15 protein-coding genes and 1 other annotated feature (1 of these 16 only partly in view) are annotated in these 20695 nt (G+C 40.8%); of the genes, 13 read left to right on the top strand and 2 right to left on the bottom strand.

Annotated elements, in window-relative coordinates:
- Positions 1–35 precede the first annotated feature (35 nt).
- Positions 36–581, bottom strand: a complete 546-nt coding sequence (locus ACP8HG_RS12725; RefSeq protein ID WP_338655362.1) for a helix-turn-helix domain-containing protein — start codon at positions 579–581, stop codon at positions 36–38.
- 111 nt (positions 582–692) lie between these two features.
- Between ACP8HG_RS12725 and ACP8HG_RS12720 the strand changes: the two genes are divergently transcribed.
- From ACP8HG_RS12720 to ACP8HG_RS12710, 3 genes are all read left to right on the top strand, one after another.
- Complete coding sequence (locus tag ACP8HG_RS12720; protein WP_187045698.1) at positions 693–1970, top strand: MFS transporter; 1278 nt, start codon at positions 693–695, stop codon at positions 1968–1970.
- A 21-nt stretch (positions 1971–1991) separates the two neighbouring features.
- A complete protein-coding gene (locus ACP8HG_RS12715; protein ID WP_438296562.1) occupies positions 1992–2981 on the top strand; it encodes an ornithine cyclodeaminase family protein in 990 nt (329 codons plus the stop codon).
- A 451-nt stretch (positions 2982–3432) separates the two neighbouring features.
- The gene (locus ACP8HG_RS12710) at positions 3433–6264 is read left to right on the top strand and encodes an S-layer homology domain-containing protein (protein ID WP_438296560.1); all 2832 of its coding nucleotides are present in this window, start codon (positions 3433–3435) and stop codon (positions 6262–6264) included.
- Between the two features lie 78 nt (positions 6265–6342).
- On the opposite strand, the gene ACP8HG_RS12705 is transcribed toward ACP8HG_RS12710, so the two are convergent.
- Entirely contained in the window at positions 6343–7740 is a 1398-nt protein-coding gene (locus ACP8HG_RS12705; protein WP_338655368.1) for a DUF6612 family protein, read from the bottom strand.
- A 216-nt stretch (positions 7741–7956) separates the two neighbouring features.
- Here ACP8HG_RS12705 and ACP8HG_RS12700 point away from each other — a divergent pair, with 216 nt between their 5' ends.
- From ACP8HG_RS12700 to ilvD, 10 genes are all read left to right on the top strand, one after another.
- Positions 7957–9234 carry a hypothetical protein gene (locus ACP8HG_RS12700; RefSeq protein ID WP_438296558.1) on the top strand — a complete coding sequence of 426 codons (1278 nt, stop codon included), beginning with the start codon at positions 7957–7959 and terminating at the stop codon, positions 9232–9234.
- A gap of 39 nt (positions 9235–9273) precedes the next feature.
- On the top strand, positions 9274–10602 hold the full coding sequence (locus ACP8HG_RS12695) for a hypothetical protein (protein ID WP_438296556.1): 1329 nt from the start codon (positions 9274–9276) through the stop codon (positions 10600–10602).
- Positions 10603–10639: 37 nt separating this feature from the next.
- Entirely contained in the window at positions 10640–11257 is a 618-nt protein-coding gene (locus ACP8HG_RS12690; protein ID WP_338655375.1) for a class D sortase, read from the top strand.
- 233 nt (positions 11258–11490) lie between these two features.
- Complete coding sequence (locus ACP8HG_RS12685) at positions 11491–12135, top strand: NEAT domain-containing protein (protein WP_438296554.1); 645 nt, start codon at positions 11491–11493, stop codon at positions 12133–12135.
- A 22-nt stretch (positions 12136–12157) separates the two neighbouring features.
- Positions 12158–13702: an NEAT domain-containing protein gene (locus ACP8HG_RS12680; RefSeq protein ID WP_438296552.1), complete on the top strand. Its 1545-nt coding sequence runs from the start codon at positions 12158–12160 to the stop codon at positions 13700–13702.
- A 93-nt stretch (positions 13703–13795) separates the two neighbouring features.
- Positions 13796–14773, top strand: coding sequence for an NEAT domain-containing protein (locus tag ACP8HG_RS12675; protein WP_438296550.1), 978 nt, complete (start codon positions 13796–13798; stop codon positions 14771–14773).
- 71 nt (positions 14774–14844) lie between these two features.
- Entirely contained in the window at positions 14845–15732 is an 888-nt protein-coding gene (gene isdE, locus ACP8HG_RS12670; protein ID WP_338655378.1) for a heme ABC transporter substrate-binding protein IsdE, read from the top strand.
- A gap of 14 nt (positions 15733–15746) precedes the next feature.
- Entirely contained in the window at positions 15747–16739 is a 993-nt protein-coding gene (locus ACP8HG_RS12665; protein WP_067212349.1) for a FecCD family ABC transporter permease, read from the top strand.
- Positions 16729–17499, top strand: coding sequence for an ABC transporter ATP-binding protein (locus tag ACP8HG_RS12660; protein ID WP_067212347.1), 771 nt, complete (start codon positions 16729–16731; stop codon positions 17497–17499). The genes ACP8HG_RS12665 and ACP8HG_RS12660 overlap by 11 nt, the downstream gene beginning before the upstream one ends.
- A gap of 1422 nt (positions 17500–18921) precedes the next feature.
- Positions 18922–20589 carry a dihydroxy-acid dehydratase gene (ilvD, locus tag ACP8HG_RS12655; protein WP_067214050.1) on the top strand — a complete coding sequence of 556 codons (1668 nt, stop codon included), beginning with the start codon at positions 18922–18924 and terminating at the stop codon, positions 20587–20589.
- 3 nt (positions 20590–20592) lie between these two features.
- Positions 20593–20695 (top strand) — a binding site (T-box leader); it runs 140 nt beyond the window's last position.

Genomic DNA, 20695 nt, shown 5'->3' with positions numbered 1-20695 from the left:
ACCTCCGACCAATTGCTGGTTAGAGGTTATTTGTGTTATTTTTCATCATACGAAATACATAAAAAACGCACATCGTTATCAGTATAATTATACCAATAATGTAGGTCTCGGGAATCGACCATTATGGAGTCGAAGGCATCGAGTGTATGTAGTTTTTCTCCGATTTGTACAGTCAATTGTCCCTCGAGAACATATAAAAACTCCTGTCCTTCGTGGGTGATGGGATCACCTTCATTTTGATTAGGTTTCATGACAACGAGGAGTGGTGTAAATGCTGGTTGGTTCATCTCACCGCTCAAATCTTTGTAATAAATATTATGTTCTTTCGTCCGTATTGGAACGGTTGAATTCCGATGAACTACTTCTTTTTCCTCATTTGGGTCGATGAAAAAGTAACTTGGATTCACTTCAAGAGCAATAGAAATCTTTTTAAGGGACTCCAGTGTTGCTGACGATTTCCCACGTTCTAGTTGAGATAAAAAGCTAATGGAAAACCCGGTCATTTCAGCTAGGGCTTTCAATGTCATACGTCTTTTTGTTCGAATTTCCTTTATTTTAATACCCAAGTTACTATCTTGCATTTAATCACTCCTTAAAAAAATGTTGACAGAAAATTTTATTATCAATATGATAGAATTAATCTAAATTGAAGTGTCACTTCAATTTAGTTAACAAACAAAGGGGAGTTTGGTATGGATAAAAGAAAGATGAATCGCGTCTTGCTTGCGAGTCTTATAGGGAGCTCTATTGAATGGTTCGATTACTTTTTATACGGAACGGTAGCGGCACTTGTTTTTAATCAAGTATTTTTTGTTACCGAAGACCCGTCAGTCGGCCTAATACTAGCGTATGCATCGTTTGCACTCGCATTCTTCATCCGTCCGTTCGGGGGAATTATTTTTAGTCATATTGGTGACCGGATAGGAAGAAAGAAAACACTTGTCCTAACACTTTCGCTGATGGGTGTTGCAACATTTGGAATGGGGCTATTGCCAACATACCAAGCAATCGGTATTTGGGCGCCGATTCTACTGATTACACTGCGCTTAATTCAAGGGTTAGGAATCGGCGGAGAATGGGGTGGAGCATTACTGCTCGCTGTCGAATATGCACCAAAAGAAAAACGTGGACTTTATGGCAGTGTACCACAAATGGGAATTACAATTGGGATGTTACTTGGAACAATTGCACTTTCGATTATGACACTTCTTCCTGAAGATTCATTTATGACATGGGGATGGCGCGTTCCATTCATCTTGAGTGCGTTGCTTGTCGTGTTTGGGTTATGGATTCGTAAAGGAATTGACGAAACACCGTCGTTTAAGGCAGTACAGGAAAAAGGGGAAATTCCGAAAGTACCGCTATTCCATACGTTAAAATATCACTGGCGTGAAGTACTCATCGCAATTGGTGCTAAAGTTGTTGAAACAGCACCATTTTATATTTTCAGTACATTTGTTGTATCTTATGCAACGACAAATCTTGGGTTCACTCGGACAGCAACATTAGGTGCGGTTATGGTCGGAACAATTGTTACAACGATCTTAATACCGATTATGGGCGCTTTGTCTGACCGTGTTGGTAGAAAACCATTGTATGTATTCGGCACAATCGCTATGGCATTGTATGCGTTCCCATACTTCTGGTTAGTGAAACAAGGTTCGGTAACACTTCTAGTTATTGCAACAGTAATTGGACTGGGCGTCATTTGGGCACCGATTACGGCAGTTCTTGGCACAATGTTATCAGAAATTTTCTCTGCAGAAGTCCGTTATACGGGTATTTCACTCGGGTATCAGATTGGTGCAGCATTGGCTGGAGGAACAGCACCACTTGTTGCAACGGCACTTTTACTTAAGTTCAACAACTCATATGTGCCAGTCGCACTGTATATTATCTTTACTGCAGTCGTTTCATTGTTAGCGGTTTGGGCTGTAAAAGATCGTAAAGGTCAAGAGTTGGACGCATAAATTAAAAAAGGTGGTATTAACATGCTTTTATTGAATGAAAATGAGATTCAATCTATTTATGGAATGAAAGAAGCATTAGTAGACATCGAAAAGGTTTTACGTTCTAAGGTCGAAGGGAAGATAAAGAATCCGCCACGGACAGTCGTTGAATTTCCAGAGCATAACGCATCTTCATTGTACATGCCAAGTGCTGATCTAGTAGAAGAAGTAGTTACTGTGAAAACGGTTACAATTTTTCCGAATAATCCAGCAGTTGGAAAGCCGACAACTCAAGGCGTCGTACTCGTTACGGATGCACAAAATGGTGAGCATCTTGCATTAATGAATGCATCGTATTTGACGAGATTGCGCACGGGTGCACTTAGCGGATTGGCGACAGCGAAATTGTCAAAGTTGAATTCAACTGTTCTAACAGTTATAGGGACGGGTGGAATGGCATTTGAACAGGTTCTTGGTGTTCTAGCAGTTCGCGATATCAAAGAGATTCTCCTTGTTAATCCGACAGAAGAAAAAGCGGTGAAGTTTGGAGAAAGACTTCAAGCATATGGAATTAACGATGCAATTCAAATTACTATTGTAAGGGAAGTAGCTGACGCGGTTCGTCGTGCAGATATCATTTGTTGCAGCACTCGGTCTACTACACCAGTTTTCAACGGAAACGACGTTAAGCCAGGGACACATGTTAATGGGGTTGGATCGTATTTACCACATATGAGGGAGGTAGATTTCGAATTCATTCAACGTGCCAGTAAAATTGTCGTTGATGATCTGGAAGGTGTAACAGAAGAAGCTGGGGAATTGATTCACGCTGCTAATGAGACTGACTGGGGATTCGAAAAGATTCACGGGGAGCTAATGGATGTTGTTATCGGAAAGTTAGATGCTCGCATGAACGATGAAGAGATTACTTTCTTCAAATCGGTAGGTGCGGCATATTTCGATTTGGCCGTTGCGAAAGGCGTCTATCGAAAAGCGAATGCTCAAGGCATCGGGGTACAATTTGAGATATAAGTAGTCGGGAAATAGGAAAGACACCATTTTGATAGTTCAAATGGTGTTTTTTTCTGTGGTGCATTTGTATGATTTTTACGATTTGTAATGAGTTCCTTCTATTATAGAGCCATATTTTTAACAATGGCACTCGACGGGTTGGGAGATAGAAGTATGGTAGACTGTTTTAAGCGTCCGGTTAACGGGTATAGAATACTATAGGTGAATGAAGCGCTCCTCGTCCTAGGCGATGTCGGTTGCTGTTTAATTCATCCTATTTACGTTGTTCCAATACTGCTTAATCTGTTTGTGCCTTCTAATCTAGCAAACAACTATACCCATAAATTGGACCATGATAGACTTCAAACTACATGCTACGATAAGGGTGCAACAAAAAGGTACATAAGCAGTACCACTAAGAATTGGTATTTTTACAATGCAATTCTATAGTATTTAAGAGGAGGAATTTTTTATGACTAGTAAACAATCATCGAAGTACAAGAAATTTATAGTAGGAGCTGCAACAGCTGCTCTAGTAGCATCGGCAGTAGCACCGGTAGCAAGTGCGAAAGATTTCAAAGATACAAAAGGGAACACACACGAACCAGCAATCGACGCACTATCTGATGCGGGTGTCATCACTGGCTATCCAGACGGTTCATTCTTGCCAAACAAAACGTTGACTCGTTCTGATGTTGTGAAATTGATGGGTAAATGGCTTGTATCTGAAGGTTATAAAGTACCGACAGACTATAAAACTAACATGCGTTTCAAAGACTTGAAACCAACATCAAATGATGAGCTATTACAATATGCTGCAGTCGTAAAAGAAAATGGCGTATTTAACGGGAGTAACGGTAATCTATTAGCAGGCGACAACATCACTCGTGAAAACATGGCTGTTGTTATCGTTCGTGCTTTTGATACAGTTGAAGACATAGAACTCGTAAAATATGTTAAAGATCAAGACTTCAAAAAAGACGTTACTGATCTAGCAAAAGCAAAAGCTGAAGCTCGTACAGCTATCGATGTTCTTGATTTCTTCGATATCACGAACCCAGCTGCACCTGCTTTCAACCCTAAAGCCACAACAACTCGTGGACAGTTTGCTACGTTCTTACACAAAACTATTAAAACAGACTTCTCTGAAGTTAAAGCACCTGTAGTAGATGTGGATAAAGTTGCAGTGGACGCAGCAGCTGAACAAGTTAAAGCTGGCGCAGTTACTGTTGCTCGTGGAAACTATGCAACTGATGCTAACAAACTAGCAGCAGTTCAAACATATGTTACTTCACTTGTAACTGAAAAAGACGTAGTAGCAACAGTAGTAGCAGGTAAAACTGCTGGTGAATATGCTGTGACACTTACTAAAGGTGAAGCAAAAGCAGAGAAAACTATCGCTGTAACATTTGACTTCGCAGCAGACGATCGCTTTGTTACTGAAGTTAATGCATTGAACGCTACACAAGTTGAAGTTAAGTTTAGCACAGCTGTAGATGCAAGTGATATTGCTAACAAAGTATCTATACAAGGCGTGAAATTCACTTCTCAGTCTTTGTCACAAGATGGAAAAACTCTTTCATTAACTGCTGAGAAACCAGTTAACGCTACAAAAGCAACAGTTGTTGTTGAACCGATTAAAACAAAAGCAGATGCAAAAATTAAAACAGATAAATATGTTTCCACAATTACTTATAAAGATGAAGTAGCTCCGACAATTGCAAGCGTTGAAGCGAAAACAAGCGGTAACGTTGCAACTAACCTTACTTTGAAAACTTCAGAGCCAATTAAAGCTACTGGACTTGTTAAAGTGAACGGAACTTATGTAACTCCAGTATTTACAGATTCAACTACTATTTCAGTTTCTGGGCTTGCACTTGAAGCTGGAAAAACACACACAATCGAACTAGTTAACATTGAAGACTTGGCTGGTATTAAAACAGTTTCAACTTCAGCTAACTTTACTGTAAGCGTTGATGCAGCTGCTCCAGCGGCTACACTTTCAGCAAAAGGTGAAAAACAAATCCTAGTTACTTTTAACAAATCAATGGATGTTAAATCTGTTCAGAATGCTATAGTAAGTGGATCTGTTAAAGATGAAGCATTAAATACTATTGCAACAGGTACAGTAACTGCTGTAGAAGGTTCAAACGATACACAGTTCTTGATTCCAGTAACAGCTGAAAACGTTTTTGCGAATAAAGCGAGCAGAACGTTGACTGTCGTATTGACAGATGCAAACAAAGATAAATTAGGTAATAAAATTGCAGCTACTACACAGAATGTAACACTTACAAAAGACACTGTGAAACCAGTAGCAACTGGCTATAAAGTAATCAAAGACGACGCTGGTAAAGTTACTTCAGTTGAAGTTGACTTCAGCGAAGGATTAGCTGCAGGAACACCTGCATTACCAACAATCGTTAGCGAAAATGGTGTAGCTGTATCGAACTTACTTGGTGGATTCACTACAACAGTTAAAGCAGGAGATACAAAAGTAGTTTATACTGCTAAAACTCCAGCTGTAGTGTCTGGTAAATATGCATTATCATTTGCGAAAGAATTAGTTTCTGACCAAGCGGAGACTGCTAACAAATCAGACGCATTCAACTACACAATTGATTTCGGTCAAGCAGAAACTGCAACTACATTCGAATTAACTTCTGCAAATGCAGTGAAAAATGTTATTACAGTAACATTCCCAGAAGCTGTTAAAGGTGGAGCAGTTGCAAATTCTGCAACAGACCTTGCTAATTATTCTTTGGCTGGTAAACCACTAGCGGAAGGAACAACGATTACATTAGATAGCGCTCAAAAAGTAGCAACAATTACTTTACCAGCTGGATCTGTTGAGAAGACTGATCAAGCAGCTGTGTTTACAGTAGCAAACATCCAGTCTACATCTGGTAAAACATTAAAAACTTACACAAAAACAGTAGGTGTTGAAGATAATGTTGCACCAGTACTATTAAGTGCAAAAGTACTTGACGATAAATCAATCGAATTGACTTACAGCGAGAACGTTGACCTAATTGGTAGCGATGTAGGTGCTGACTTCACGATTATGGAAGGTACAACTGCTATCAATCTTGAAGCAAAAGAATTAAAAGCAAGTAAAGTATCTGGCTTCCCTACAAAAATTAAAATTACAATTGATAAAGCTGTAGTTGGTGGCGCATCAACTACTCTAGATATTACAAAAGATATTACAGTTGAAACAAAAGCATCTGCTATTGTTGTAGACAAAGAAACAACTCCGAACACTCAAAAATCCGGAGTTAAAGTAACTGCTTCAAAACAGTAAATATTTAGCTGCTACTTTATAATGCAATTCAAAAAAGCGGAACAAGCTCATTACGAGCTCGTTCCGCTTTTTCAAATCTTACTTCTTCAAAGCCTCAGCTTTTTCAAACTCCAACTCTAATTGTTTCATATACTCTTCCATGCTGATTGCTTTTTTGATAACGTCAGCAGGAACTTTGATTTCTTTTACTGCGTTAAAGTTGCTGAATGTTCCTTCAAGAAGTAATTTGATAGAGATTGTATCCTCATCCATCGTCATTGTAATATTTGCAACTGCAGATGTATCAAGTGGGAACAATGTCTTTTTATCGATTGTAGAAACAACATAGAATTCCTCGATGTTGAAATCTAGACCCTCAAGACCAATTACTTCTTCAGTAATTTCTCCCTCAGTAGCCTCTTCTTCAACGACAACTGCTTCATCAGTAACAGTTTCTTCAACAACTGCTTCTTCAGTAGCTTCTACAGCTACTTCTTCGATAACTTTCGTTTCTTCAGTTTTAGCTTCTTCAGTTACAGGAGTAGCTTTTACATCTTCTGATACAACTGGTTCAGTTAAGCCTGATCCTAGAAGTAAAGAAGTTACTTCTTCCATCATAGAAGCGAATTCTTCGTTAGAAATAGTTTGTGTCATTACATATACATCATCGTATTCAAAGATGTTAACGCCTTTAGTGAATTTCTTTTGTAGCTCTTCTAATTGTGCAAGTAGATCTGTTTGTGTTGAAAGATCAAGTAAACCTTTTGTTAGTTCATCGTCATGCTTGACCCATACATCACCGATTTGTTGGAAATAACCATCTTTTGTGAGGTACATAGAAGAAATATCTTCAATTGCTTCTCCGGCAAAGTCTGTTGATGCTTTAGTAATTGTATAGAATGATAGTGGCTCGTTGATTTGGTCCATCTTGATATCCATAAGCATGCTGATTGCTTCATTTTCTTCAAGAGATGACTCCATTTTCATGTCCATTGTTAATGCTGAAGAAACACTTTTCAAGTCAGCTGCAGCTGATTTTGCTAAGAATGCAGCGACGTCTTGTACACGGTTTGTCGTAACGGTAACCGTTTTTTGATCTTCAGAAACTTCAACTTCAAAACCTTCTAAAGTTGCTAAAAACTCACCAGAAACATAGTTTCCTGCGTTTTGCAAAGTAAGAGGGAATTCAGTGTCCGCTTTCTTGCCGTCTACTTCAATCGAACTTGCAGCTGCATTGAAATCAACAGTCAAGTACGTGTTTGTTACGTTAACTTTACCTGATTTGTCCTTAGCAACTTTATAGCCAGCTTCCTTAAACAAATCTTCCACCGGAATTAAAACTTGATCGTGTGACATAAAGGGTTGCTCGTAGCTAGTAACCTCGACGCCATCTACTACTAACTTCATTGCGGATGATTGTGCAGCCGCTGATCCGTGTGGCAATGCGAACGATAGTGCGAAAACGAACGCCAATGCCCATGTAATAATCTTCTTCATTGAAATAAAACCCCCATCAAATTATTGGTAAAAAACCTACTAAGTTGTAAGTATACTACCATTTACGAGTATATTCCAGAAAGGTTTCACTTATTACGAAATTAATCTGAATTTATTATTGTCATTTAAGTAGTTTGATAGATTTAACAAAGGGTATCTGTATATAAATGAATTATTAAAAAACTCTAAGTCGTTTCTGGAAAGGTGGTGAATTGAGTGAAGAGAATATTTATTGTTTGTGTGACTTGTATAACATTCTTTCTCGTATCACCAACTTTTGTTCATGGTGAAAAAATGCCGATAGAAAAGTCAGATGGCTTATTGGCTGGTACTTTGAAGAATGTCGGTGCAGAGTTAAAAACCACAACAGAGTCAATTGGAATGGTAGTAGAGGAGTCGGTGCATGGCGCTGGAGAAACGGTTAAAGACACAGTTGTTTTTGCAGAACAGACTGTTAAGAGTTTGTCTGAGCCAGCGAAAAGTGAAGCTGAAATTTCACTACTAAAAAATACAAAAAGTTTACTAGAAAACACGGTTGGCAACACTTTACCTGTTGTGGAAAAAACGACTGAAGCAGTAACTGAAACGATTAGAACTACGTCAACTGAAGTAACGAATACTGTAGATTCTATCGTAAATGAATTACCGGAAATGCCTGTGGTCGCTCCAGTTGTTGGAGGAGTAAAAGAATTAGGGAAGCAAACAACGACTGAAGTGCTGAAAACGGTCAATCTGACAGTGGATTCTGTTGTAGCTGAATTGCCGACTGTTCCTGTTGTTACCCCAGTTGTTAAGGAAGTTGGAGATACGGTTAAGGAGACGGTTTCTGCGGTTCAACCAAATCAGGTAAAACCAGTTGCGGATGAAACAGAAAAAAATCCGGACAGTATTCCAATAGATGCAGTTGTAGAGACTAACGAGACGGTAAGTAAAGAACCGCAAAATGATAGCGGGACAATGAGTATGGAGAGCGATAAATCATACCAAAGACAAATAAACGCAACACGTATAATTCTAGTGGAAGAAACAACTGATTTGATTAAACAGGAGGAACCTGTAGTGGAAGAACAGACAGGCCTTAGTGATAGACCGAATAGACTTCCTGATGAAGCGGAAATAGTTAGTGCTCTTACTATTTCAAAAGATACTTCAAATCCCGTTTCTATGAAAATAGTAGCGCCACAACTAACAAATTATACGGGTGGTGACTCTGTTAACTTCCAAAAAGAGGTGGATCAAAAGTCTACTCTGCCAACCGTACCCCGACAAAAATGGAAAGATCTTTCGGTAGCTACCATAACATCGTCCATGTCCTCAATAGCAACTTCTCCATTACAAATAAGTGGACACAATGATTTTGGGTTTGGGGTAGTAGTTGATGTATTTTTATTACTTATTTCAAATGGTAGGCAATGGATGCCATCAGATGACCATGCGATGATTCAATGGACACATGCTCCTCCAGGGCAACCGCCGCAACAAACTCCTTTTTAAAATGTGAAACAAACATTATAAAAAAGGAGAGGAATAATAATGAAAAACAATTGGATGAAGTATACTGGGGTCACTTTAGGGATGTGCTTGACACTGAGCTTCTCCCCCTCATTTGTGAATGCGGATGAACCAGGAGAAGATAACTCGTTGAATTTGGATATTAACCTACTGAATGACAAGGAAGATAAGGCAACAATTGTGGATATTCAAGCAGATAATGTTCCAATTTTAGGAGACCTGAAAGCACAGATTCCAGCAAAAAGTCCAGTCTCTGCGAATACCAGCGACGTAGGAGAGGATAATCAACAGAAATCTGCCCTTGCAACTGTAGAATTGACCAATCCTAATGGGGTAATCGACGATCTGGATGTCTCCGTCGTGGAACAGAGCAGTATGCAAGACGAGAACTCGGCGGAAAGCAAAAGCTCGCTCGCATCGGTCAACTTATCGACACCGATTACAAACGAAGTCGAGTTGGATGTTCTTCTTTCAGATGCACAGTCAGGCGATGAAACCTCATCGTATGATGGTGGATTAGTAGAGTTGAATGCAGAAGATCTGCCAGTACTCGGAGAAGTACATGCAGGCGTTTTGGATAGTCACTATAAAAACGCTGAGGAAACTACATCATTGTCATCCGGTTTGCTACAAGCCGATTTAGATGATGGGTTATTAGATAAAACTTCAGTTGATGTTCTTACGCTAGACAGGAACACAGATGGAAATATGACATCTACTAAACATAGCGGTGTTTCATTAATTGTTGGGAACGATACAATTGGAAATATCAACGTCGATATCCTAACAAATGAAACTATTCAGCCCGTTGCTGCTGTGGAGCAGCCCGGTTCAACCGAAGGAGATACTGAACTCACTCCACCTATAGATGATGCAACTGGCTTAACGCCAGATGAAGGTGGAGATGTCGCAACCCAAAATGAAGAAACAGTTTCACCACCAAAGACTGAAGATGTGACCGGTTTAAAACCAGGCTCTGACGCAGATGGTGTGTCACCCAATGTAAATATAGAGGAGCAAACGCCGAGTACTGTGACCGAGGAAATTACACTGAATGAAAATACAGAGGGCGTAAGTGACGATACAGTCGGAATAACACACAGTGAAGACAGTGCCAGTTCAGCATCAGAGGAGGAAACTGATGGTATAGTATGGGCCGCAACTGATTCTAATGCAATGTCAGAAGCTATTGCAATGGATACAATTGGCATGAAACAAAATCCTCCAACCAGCAATGGAATGGGACAAGTATTGCCGAAAACGGGAGGGTTTTTCGATAGTATAATCCTTTCTTTACTAGCCTTGTTTCTTCTTGCAACTGGACTGGGTATCCGTCGATTTGCTCATTAATCCAAGTGATTTCAAGAGCAAGGGAGCGGATGCGTAGATGAAAAAAACAATGAAATGGCTAGGAAACATTATGATTATGACGAGCATTTTTTTGCTGGTGTGGTTGATTGCGGGAAATATGACTAGCAAACAGCAGCAAAGCCACCTTTTAGATGCTTTCGATTCGGTCAAAGCGGAAGCCGATTTAGATAGGACTATAACAACTGATGAACAAGGACCTTCCAGTGGGGAAAAACAAGAATCCCGTGAAATTGAGGGGGTATTGTCCATTCCTGTCATTAATCTAAAATCGCCAGTGCTGTATGGAGCCGATCCGGTTAGCCTAAGTAGAGCGTTGGGTGCTGTAGCGGATATGGATAAGCCAGGTGAGTTAGACGGCAGTTATGCTATCGCAGGTCACCAAGCCCATGTGTTTGGTGCGTTCTTTAATCGTCTTCATGAAGTTGAAGTTGGTACTCGCTTCATTTATGAAACAGTTGAAGAATCCATGGAATTCGAAGTGTTTGATGTGAAAGTGGTCAAGCCGAATGAAGTGAATGTCCTTGACCGAAAAAAAGGTGTCGCGCTGCTCTCGCTAATTACGTGCTATCCTGCGAACTCGAACAAATATAGACTTGTAGTCCAAGCGAAGAGAGTGGATGCGGTGACACCATAACGAACCTTAGAAATCAGTAACCCCCTTAATGTCACATAGTTGACAATGAGGGGGTTTTTCTTTGAATTGTGTCAGGATTGTTGTGATGACTGTCACCACACATGTGAACAGTTTGTGAAAGCCTTTGCAAGTTGTTTGACAACACAAATCTATAAGCTATTATAGGAAGAGTAATAGATGATAATTGTTCTCACTATGGATTCTTCCCGTGTGGAGGGAGGAGGTATTGTGTTTTGAAACATCGATTAACCATACCACTTTCATTACTCATTTTTTTTAGTGTTGTTTTTGGTTCTTATACACCTAATGCTCACGCAGCCGAACTCTCGGATGGTACATATGTTGTCGACTACGAAATGTTGCAAGCTGAGAATGATTCCGTATCGATTGCAAATGATTATTTTGAAAAACCGGCAACGCTGACGATTGATAAAGACGGGCAGTATTTACAATTCACAGTGAACCATGCTAAATGGATTAAATTCATAAAATCGGCAAATGTTGAATCATTTGCTGACGTGAATATGGTCAGTGAAGATCTTGAGAATGATAAGCGCGTCATTGCATTTAAAGTAGACGGAGATAGTACAGAGCCGTTGCTGTTACAAATGCATGTTGTCATTGAAGAGATGGAGCCGTCGTATGATCACAAGTACTCGGTCCGTTTGAATCTAGATGTAGAAACGATGGAATTGACAGACGCTCCTGCGGTTGTTGTTAATACGCCTGTTGCCGAATCAAAATCTGTTGACACGATTGAAAAGAAAGATGAGTCAACAAGTAGCACAGCACTTATTTATGTATTGCTCGCAATAATCGCTATCATTGCGATTATTTTTGTGCGCAAGTTCAGTTCCGCGAAGAAAGTAAAAAAATAAACCATTAAAAGGGGATTAACGAATGAAAAAGCAACTAATGATGTTATTTTCAGCACTACTCGTTCTATTTACTGTACTACCTGCTAGCCAATTCGAAGCAGCTGAAGTAACTACACCGGTGAAACAAGAATTTGAACTACCACTTGATATATTGCAAGTTGAAAATGATGATAAATCAGCAACAGCTCAATATGTGAAAAGCCCTGCGAAAATTGTTGTTGAAGACGGCAAAACTTTCGCATACGTAACATTATTAAGCAGTAAATGGTGGCAGTCACTGAAAGTCCAAACAAAACAACCAGGTACATTTAAAGAAACAAACTTCGCAGATGCAGAAGTAATCAGTGAAGATAAGGCAACGGATACTAGACTTGTTAAATTTGAAGTTCAAGATCTTAGTAAAGAACTGAATGCTAAAATCCATATTATCGTAACGGGTGTACCAGGCCTAGGCGAGTATGACCACAGCTATGATATCCGTTTGAAATTCGATGACAGCAAAACTCCGGTAGTACCAGAAGTACCGGAAGTAACTCCTGAAAAACCGGAAACTCCCGAAGTACCCGTAACACCAGCACCAGAAGTAATTAAAGACGGTGCATATACAATCGATTACAAAGCATTGCATGAAGAAGAAGATAAAGATTCATCAATGACTAGATACCTTGAAACACCAGCAGCACTTTCTGTGAAAGACGGTAAAAACCTTGTTACAATGACACTTACGAACAATGAACAAATTACCGCTTTCCAAGTAGAACAAGCTGGTAAATTCGTAGATACAACTGTTGTAAAAACAGATGTAGAAGCAAACACAAGAGTGGTTGAATTTGAAGTAGCTGATTTATCAACAATTATCAATGCTAAATTCACAGTATTTGTAGCAGCAGCGAACCACACAGGGAACTATACTGTACGTCTTGCTTTTGACAAAGCAACTATTAAACCAGTTGTAACAGAAGAAGTACCTGGTGAAGAAGTAGAAACGCCTGTTGAAGAAGTACCCGTAACATTTAAAGATATTGACAAAACATGGGCAAAACCTTACATCGAGTCACTTGCATCAAAACAAATCGTTAAAGGAAAAACGGCTACAACGTTTGCTCCAAATGATCAAATTACAAGAGCACAATTTGCCATCCTATTGTCACGTGCACTTGAACTTCCGAAACAAGATTATAAAGGAACATTCTCTGACGTAACAAAAAACATGGACTGGATCGTTTACGAAGCTGAAGCGGCAAGCCGTGCAGGTATCATAAGTGTAACTGATGGGAAATTCCGTCCGAATGAAGCAATCACACGTCAACAAATGGCTACTATGATTATCCGTGCAATTGAATACAAAGATGCAAGTGTACTAGAAGGCGTGAAAAATGATGTTGCGTTTGCAGATGCGAAAGACATTACTGCATATGCAAAAACATCTGTCGACTTGGCAGCTGGTCTTGGTATCATTGGCGGTAAAGAAGTAAAAGGTAAACAACTATTCGAACCAAAAGCAAACGCGACACGCGCACATGCTTCTAAAATGGTTTATTACTTACTCGAAACACTTCAAAAATAATTTTATACAATCAATCAATGCCGGCGTCACTGCACCATTTGTGACAGCCGGCGTTGTACTGATTAAAATGTTTTCGGTAAAGGAGATAATGATTTGAAAAAAAAATCCGTATTTATGATGACAGTATTATTCGCTTTATTTACGATACTTCCCACACTTGCACCTGACAAAGCAGCTGCGGCTTCCAAATATGCCGATGGCGAGTACACGGTTCCGTTTACAGTGTTAAAAGATACAGGTAATGAGCAATCGACGACAGCTGACTATATGGTTAGTCCGGCGAAAGTAACCGTTCAAAACGGTAAAACGTATGCCGTTGTTACATTGAAAAACAGTTCTTGGTGGCAATACTTTAAAGTGCAAGCAGGCGGTGGATTTGCCGATGTACAAGTAGTAAGTAATGATACGGCAAATGATAAACGCGTTGTGAAATTTGAAGTGACAGACATTGAGCAATTGGTAAATGCCAAAATTCATGTCATTGTAACGGGCATACCCGGTTTTACATATGACAACAAATACGATATCCGCTTCAAATTTAACAGTTCCAATATCCCTTTAGCGCCTGTCGCCGGGCAGCCCGCAACACCTCCAGCGTCTAAACCAACACCTAAACCAGTACAACCAACACCGAAACCAACGCCCAAACCTTCAGTAACGGAAAAGGCGACTGCAACACCTAAACCAGTTGAAAACAAACAGGCTGTAACAAAAGTAGAAACGAAAACTGAAGAAAAAAACGAAGCGAAACCAGTAGAATCTAAAGAAGTTGCGAGTGAAAAGTCAGCTACAACAGCAGAAGAAAAAGCGACTGTTGAGACTGAGCAATCGAAAGAAGAAGCTGAGTCTGTGGCGAGTGAAGAAGAAATCGTTGCCGAAGATCAAGCAGCGGCAGAAAAAGAAGAAGAGTCATCTGAAGTAACGAATGAAGCAAACGAGGCTGAAGTTGAAGCAGATTCAATATCTGAGTCGAATTCGAAATCTATATGGTATATCGTCATTTTCTCGATACTTATTCTTGGTGGAGTTATTGTCTTTGCTGTGAGACAGCGCACACGGACTGAAAAGTAAGAGGTACATGGTAGTCGGGTCTTGAGAACGAAAGCGAGACCCTTTTTTACATAAGCTACAAGGAGTTGTTAATGAACATGCGAAAAGCACGTAATCTTTTTTATATACTTCTAGCTACTGTAGTTCTAGCTGGTTGTTCGTCCCAAAAAGGCACTTCATCCAATGAAGAAAATACCGAACCAGCGGGTGAGCGGATCGTTGCTACAACGGTTGCGTTGACGGAAATTATGGATGCCCTAGAAATCGATTTAGTCGGGATACCATCAAGTTACAAAGACTTGCCGAAACGCTACACCGATGTACAAGAGGTCGGGAATCCGATGAGCCCAGACATGGAAATGCTTTTGTCACTGAAACCGACAGAAATATTATCTGTGACAACGTTGAAATATGATTTGCAAGAGATGTTTGACGAACGTGACATCGATATGACTTATGTAAATTTGGAAAGCATAGACGCAATGCACAGCGAAATCTTACATTTAGGTGAGAAGTATGATCGCGAAAAACAAGCGAAAGCGATTGTCGATCAATTCGAAGAGAAAGTTGCCGAAATTGATAAACTATCAGAAGGTAAAGCCCAGCCTACTGTGCTCATTTTACTTGGTATTCCAGGGAGTTATCTAGTTGCAACAGAACATTCCTATATCGGAGACCTCGTTAAGCGAAGCGGCGGTAAAAATGTCATTACAGGAGAAAAAGTAGAGTTTCTTTCTTCTAATACAGAATACTTACAGCAAGCAAAACCGGATATCATTTTAAGAGCTTCACATGGTATGCCAGAACAGGTCATTCAAATGTTTGACGATGAGTTCAAATCGAATGACGTTTGGCAACATTTCGAAGCTGTTAAAAATGACCGTGTCTATGATTTAGACGAACTTCTATTTGGAACAACAGGCAGTTTAGCAGCAGTCGAAGCATTGGGCGAACTGCAAAAAATGTTGTATCCAAACTAAAGGCAGGGATAATAATGTTACGGAAAAATAAAAAGGCGCTCAGTTTTATCAGCGTCATTATTCTACTCATACTAGTTAGCATTCAATCTGCACTAATGGGAAGTATTAAAGTCACGCCGTACGAACTGATTCATGGACTAATAACGGGGACAAATGATCAGGTTGCTATCATTAAGGATTTGCGGCTTCCACGAATTCTAATCGCTCTATTTGCAGGAGCAGCTTTATCCGTGGCGGGTGTACTATTGCAAGCAGTAATGCGTAACCCATTAGCAGACCCAGGAATAATTGGTGTTTCTGCGGGTGCCGGGTTTATGTCCATAGTTGTTGTCGCTTTTTTTCCAACACTGTACTTTTTCGTTCCCCTTTTTGCTTTCTTGGGTGGAGCTTTGGCATTTTTCCTCGTGTACTCACTGTCCTGGAGATCCGGGCTTGATCCACTGCGCATGATTTTAATCGGAATAGCGGTGAATGCCTTATTCACAGGGCTGAGCCAAGGACTTGGTTTTAGCGGAAGTGCACTTACACAATCGATGAGTCAAGTGATGACCTCGACGCTTACGATGAAAAAGTGGAGTGATGTCGATGTACTCATTTTATATGGAACGATTGGCCTCGTGTTGTCGTTTGTCGTTTATTCGTGGTGCAATTACTTGGCGTTAGATGATAAGACTGCGAAAAATTTAGGGGTTAATGTAAATCTAGCGAGATTAGTGATTTCGTTAGTGGCTGTTCTGCTTGCTTCAGTTGCAACTGCAGTCGCAGGCCTATTTGCGTTTGTAGGCCTGCTTATTCCTCATATTGGACGGTCATTGGTCGGAACGGACCACAAAGTGCTTATTCCGTTTTCAGCACTGGCAGGGGCTTTGCTGATCTTAACGGCGGATACGTTAGGCCGAACGATTATAGCACCCAATGAAATCCCGGCATCTATCATTATGGCTGTCATCGGGGGACCTTTCCTCATATTCTTGCTGAGAAAGAGTGATCGTATTTATGGACATTAAGGCTATTACTTTCTCCTACGATAAAAAAGTAAATACGTTGCATGGCGTCAACAGTACGATTGATAGTGGGAAAGTGACGACGATTATCGGGCCAAATGGTTGTGGGAAATCGACACTACTTAGCGTGATGGCCAATAATAATCATCCGCAAAGTGGACAAGTTCTATTAGAGGGCAAAGCACTCTCTGATTTTAAACCGAAGGAACTGGCGAAAAAATTAGCCGTTGTGCATCAGCAAAATAATGCCCCATCCGATATGACCGTCGAAAAACTAACAGGTTATGGCCGGATTCCATATAAGAGTTTGTTCACTTCAGCGACAGATGACGACCAACAGGCAATTGAGTGGGCGCTCGCGTGTACCAATCTGACAGATAAGCGAACAGTACCAATAGACGAATTGTCTGGAGGTCAAATGCAGCGCGTTTGGATTGCGATGGCGCTAGCGCAAAAAACGCCCTTCCTGCTATTAGATGAACCGACGACTTATCTTGATATTTATTACCAATATGAATTGTTGGAACTGATTAAGGGCTTGAATCGCACACATGGTATGTCAATCGTCATGGTTTTACACGATATTAATCAGGCGATACGTTATAGTGACATCATTATTGCGATGAAAGATGGGAAAATCGTTGCCAAAGGTACACCTAGTGAAGTTATCACCGTTCAAACTGTAAAAGAAATTTACGGGGTTGATGTTGTTGTGAAAAACGATAAAGAAACAGGTATGTACATCATTCCAATAGGGATTTGACTCACGTAGGTGACTGTCGTCCTCATAAGTAACCACTCCAGTAAACGCCTCTGGAGTGGTTTTTTATTGTCTAGACTCCAGCCGCTAGCCCCTGGGCCGTTGAAAAAGTCTCAATATATGGTGAAAATGGGGGATCCCGCTAATATCGCTTCAGCGCTTTGTGGATGCCTCCCGCGATAAGCCAGAAAGAAGACCACTTTCAGTCTTATCGCTCCGGCTACCACGAAGTCGCGCCTTCGCTGGATGGTCTATGTAGAAAGTGCATTTCGGTATCGGTACGACATCTAGAAATACGGTTTGCTTCAAACATGCGAATGCATTTAACAACAGTCGCAATATCTGGAACGAATCAGAAATCCTGCTAATACCGCTTCTGCGCTTTGTGGATGCCTCCCGCGATAAGCCAGAAAGAAGACCGCTTTCCGTCTTATCGCTCCGGCTACCACGAAGTCGCGCCTGTACGGTTTGCTTCAAACATGGGAATGCATTTAACAACAGTCGCAATATAGGGAACGAATCGGAAATCCTGCTAATATCGCTTCTGCGCTTTGTGGGTGCCTCCCGCGATAAGCCAGAAAGAAAACCGTTTTCAGTCTTATCGCTCCAGCTACCACGAAGACGCGCATGCGCTGGATAAATCTATGTTAGAAAGTGTATTTCATTGTCGGAGATAAGACCTGCAGTCTGTAGTACGTCTTTCTTCAATGAGATTAGTATCAAATAGTAATCACATTATAATCTAAGTCTATACATCTCAAAATCACTTTCAATAATGAAAACTCCAGCGCAGGCGCGGCAAAGGGGTAGCCGAAGCCATGAGACTGGATGCGAAGCGCCAATCCAGGCTCATGGCGAGAGGCATCCCCAAAGCGTCAAGCGATCTACAATCTTCACTCCGAATCACACTCTCTCAATAACGCAAGCACTAGCGCAGGCGCGGCAAAGGGGTAGCCGAAGCCGTGAGACGGGATGCGAAGCGCAAATCCTGGCTCATGGCAAGAGGCAATCCCCAAAGCGCCAAGCGATCTACAATCTTCACTCCGACCCGGACTCTCTCACTAATGAACAACCCCATCGTGCTGAGCAGGCGATTGTGCTTTTTAAGCTTTTAGAAAAGTACTCATATCGGAAAAAATCATTGAAAATTGAATTCATGAAAAATAATTTTAAAAGTTTTTAAAATGTGCTATATGTGATATATCGCTGTATAACTGACGTGTAAGCGGATACATTTAAATCTACTATTCATAATTGGCTAACAATTTTAAAAACACTGTTGACTCCAGTGGGTATCCAAGATATGATGACATCAATCCAATTCAGTTCGTGATTCAATTCACAAACTACATAACCTAGACAACTAGATAAACAGATGTAAACATGTAAGTGATTTGATTAGGGGTGAGTACAATGGAAAAACCAATGAGAAGTGACATGATTAAAAAAGGTGTAGACCGTGCACCGCATAGAAGTCTGCTGTACGCAACGGGCGTTAGAATGAAAGATATGCACAAACCTTTCATCGGTGTATGTAACTCATATATTGATATTATTCCAGGTCATATGCATTTGAATAAATTCGCGGAAGTCGTCAAAGAGGCGATTCGTGAAGCAGGCGGTATACCGTTCGAGTTCAACACAATCGGTGTTGATGATGGGATTGCAATGGGACATATTGGTATGCGTTATTCATTACCAAGCCGTGAACTCATCGCAGACTCTGCAGAAACGGTTATCAACGCTCACTGGTTCGACGGCGTATTCTACATTCCAAACTGCGACAAAATTACGCCAGGCATGTTGATGGCAGCAGTTCGCACGAACGTTCCATCCGTATTCGTCTCAGGCGGACCGATGGAAGGCGGTGTATCATCGACTGGTAAGCCTTTATCACTCGTTTCGGTATTCGAGGGTGTTGGAGCTTACAAACAAGGTACGATGACAGCTGAAGAGCTGCTAGACATTGAACAGAGTGCATGTCCTACATGCGGATCTTGTTCAGGAATGTTCACAGCGAATTCCATGAACTCGTTAATGGAAATGCTGGGAGTGACAGTTCCGGGTAACGGAACGATCGTTGCCACTTCGGATGAAAGACATAGACTCATTAAAGAAGCAGCGGAACATCTTGTTCGCATGGTGAAAGAAGATGTTAAACCGCGTGACATTATAACGAAAGAAACAATCGATGATGCATTTGCACTTGATATGGCAATGGGCGGTTCTACAAACACAGTCCTCCATACACTGGCAATCGCACACGAAGCAGAAATCGAATACGATGTTCGTGATATCAACAAAGTTGCTGAACGTATTCCTTATTTATCCAAAATTAGTCCATCTTCTGACTACACAATGCATGATGTTCATCTTGCTGGCGGTGTCAGTGCAATTATTAAAGAGCTCTGTGAAATCGAAGGAGCCGTCAGTCCAAACCGGATGACGATTACTGGTAAATCGCTTTATGAAAACGTAAAAGATTCTCATATTCTCAATGATGAAGTCATTCGACGTCACGATAATGCATACAGTCCTGTAGGTGGCTTGTCCGTTCTATTCGGTAATATTGCACCGGACGGCGGCGTCATCAAAGTAGGAGCCGTTGACCCATCGATTACAGAGTTCCGAGGAAAAGCCATTGTGTTTGAATCTCAGGAAGATACACAAGAAGGAATCGACAACGGAACAGTAAAAGCGGGTGATGTTGTTGTTATTCGTTACGAAGGTCCGAAAGGTGGACCGGGAATGCCAGAAATGCTCGCACCTACTGCAGCAATTGCAGGACGTGGGCTGGCAACGAAGGTAGCACTCATTACAGACGGACGTTTCTCAGGGGCATCTCGTGGTATCTCGATTGGCCACATTTCACCTGAAGCGGCTGAAGGCGGACCTATCGCACTAGTCGAAAATGGTGATATCATCTCAATCGATTTAACAAATCGGACAATTGAACTTGAAGTTTCCGATGAAGAACTAGAAAAACGAAGAGCACACTTAAAACCATTCGAACCTAAAATTAAAAAAGGCTATCTAGCTAGATATTCAGCGCTTGTCACATCTGCAAGTACAGGCGGAGTTATGAAAATTTAATAGTGAAAATCAATGATGGGGCAAAAGTAATTAGAACCTGTATTCACAGAGAGCCGGTAATGCTGGAAGCCGGTAATACAACTAGTTGCGACATCACCCCGGAGTG

It is taken from the genome of Sporosarcina sp. FA15, assembly GCF_051550195.1.
Taxonomy (GTDB): Bacteria; Bacillota; Bacilli; order Bacillales_A; family Planococcaceae; genus Sporosarcina; species Sporosarcina psychrophila.
Note: the sequence above shows the minus strand (reverse complement) of the source record. Positions and strands in the feature narration are given on the sequence as shown.

Coding starts and splice junctions, on each gene's coding strand:
- ACP8HG_RS12680 (WP_438296552.1), top strand. CDS start 12,158: ATGAAAAAGCAACTAATGATGTTATTTTCAGCACTACTCGTTCTATTT.
- ACP8HG_RS12665 (WP_067212349.1), top strand. CDS start 15,747: ATGTTACGGAAAAATAAAAAGGCGCTCAGTTTTATCAGCGTCATTATT.
- ACP8HG_RS12695 (WP_438296556.1), top strand. CDS start 9,274: ATGAAAAACAATTGGATGAAGTATACTGGGGTCACTTTAGGGATGTGC.
- isdE (WP_338655378.1), top strand. CDS start 14,845: ATGAACATGCGAAAAGCACGTAATCTTTTTTATATACTTCTAGCTACT.
- ilvD (WP_067214050.1), top strand. CDS start 18,922: ATGAGAAGTGACATGATTAAAAAAGGTGTAGACCGTGCACCGCATAGA.
- ACP8HG_RS12725 (WP_338655362.1), bottom strand. CDS start 581: ATGCAAGATAGTAACTTGGGTATTAAAATAAAGGAAATTCGAACAAAA.
- ACP8HG_RS12720 (WP_187045698.1), top strand. CDS start 693: ATGGATAAAAGAAAGATGAATCGCGTCTTGCTTGCGAGTCTTATAGGG.
- ACP8HG_RS12715 (WP_438296562.1), top strand. CDS start 1,992: ATGCTTTTATTGAATGAAAATGAGATTCAATCTATTTATGGAATGAAA.
- ACP8HG_RS12705 (WP_338655368.1), bottom strand. CDS start 7,740: ATGAAGAAGATTATTACATGGGCATTGGCGTTCGTTTTCGCACTATCG.
- ACP8HG_RS12710 (WP_438296560.1), top strand. CDS start 3,433: ATGACTAGTAAACAATCATCGAAGTACAAGAAATTTATAGTAGGAGCT.
- ACP8HG_RS12660 (WP_067212347.1), top strand. CDS start 16,729: ATGGACATTAAGGCTATTACTTTCTCCTACGATAAAAAAGTAAATACG.
- ACP8HG_RS12690 (WP_338655375.1), top strand. CDS start 10,640: ATGAAAAAAACAATGAAATGGCTAGGAAACATTATGATTATGACGAGC.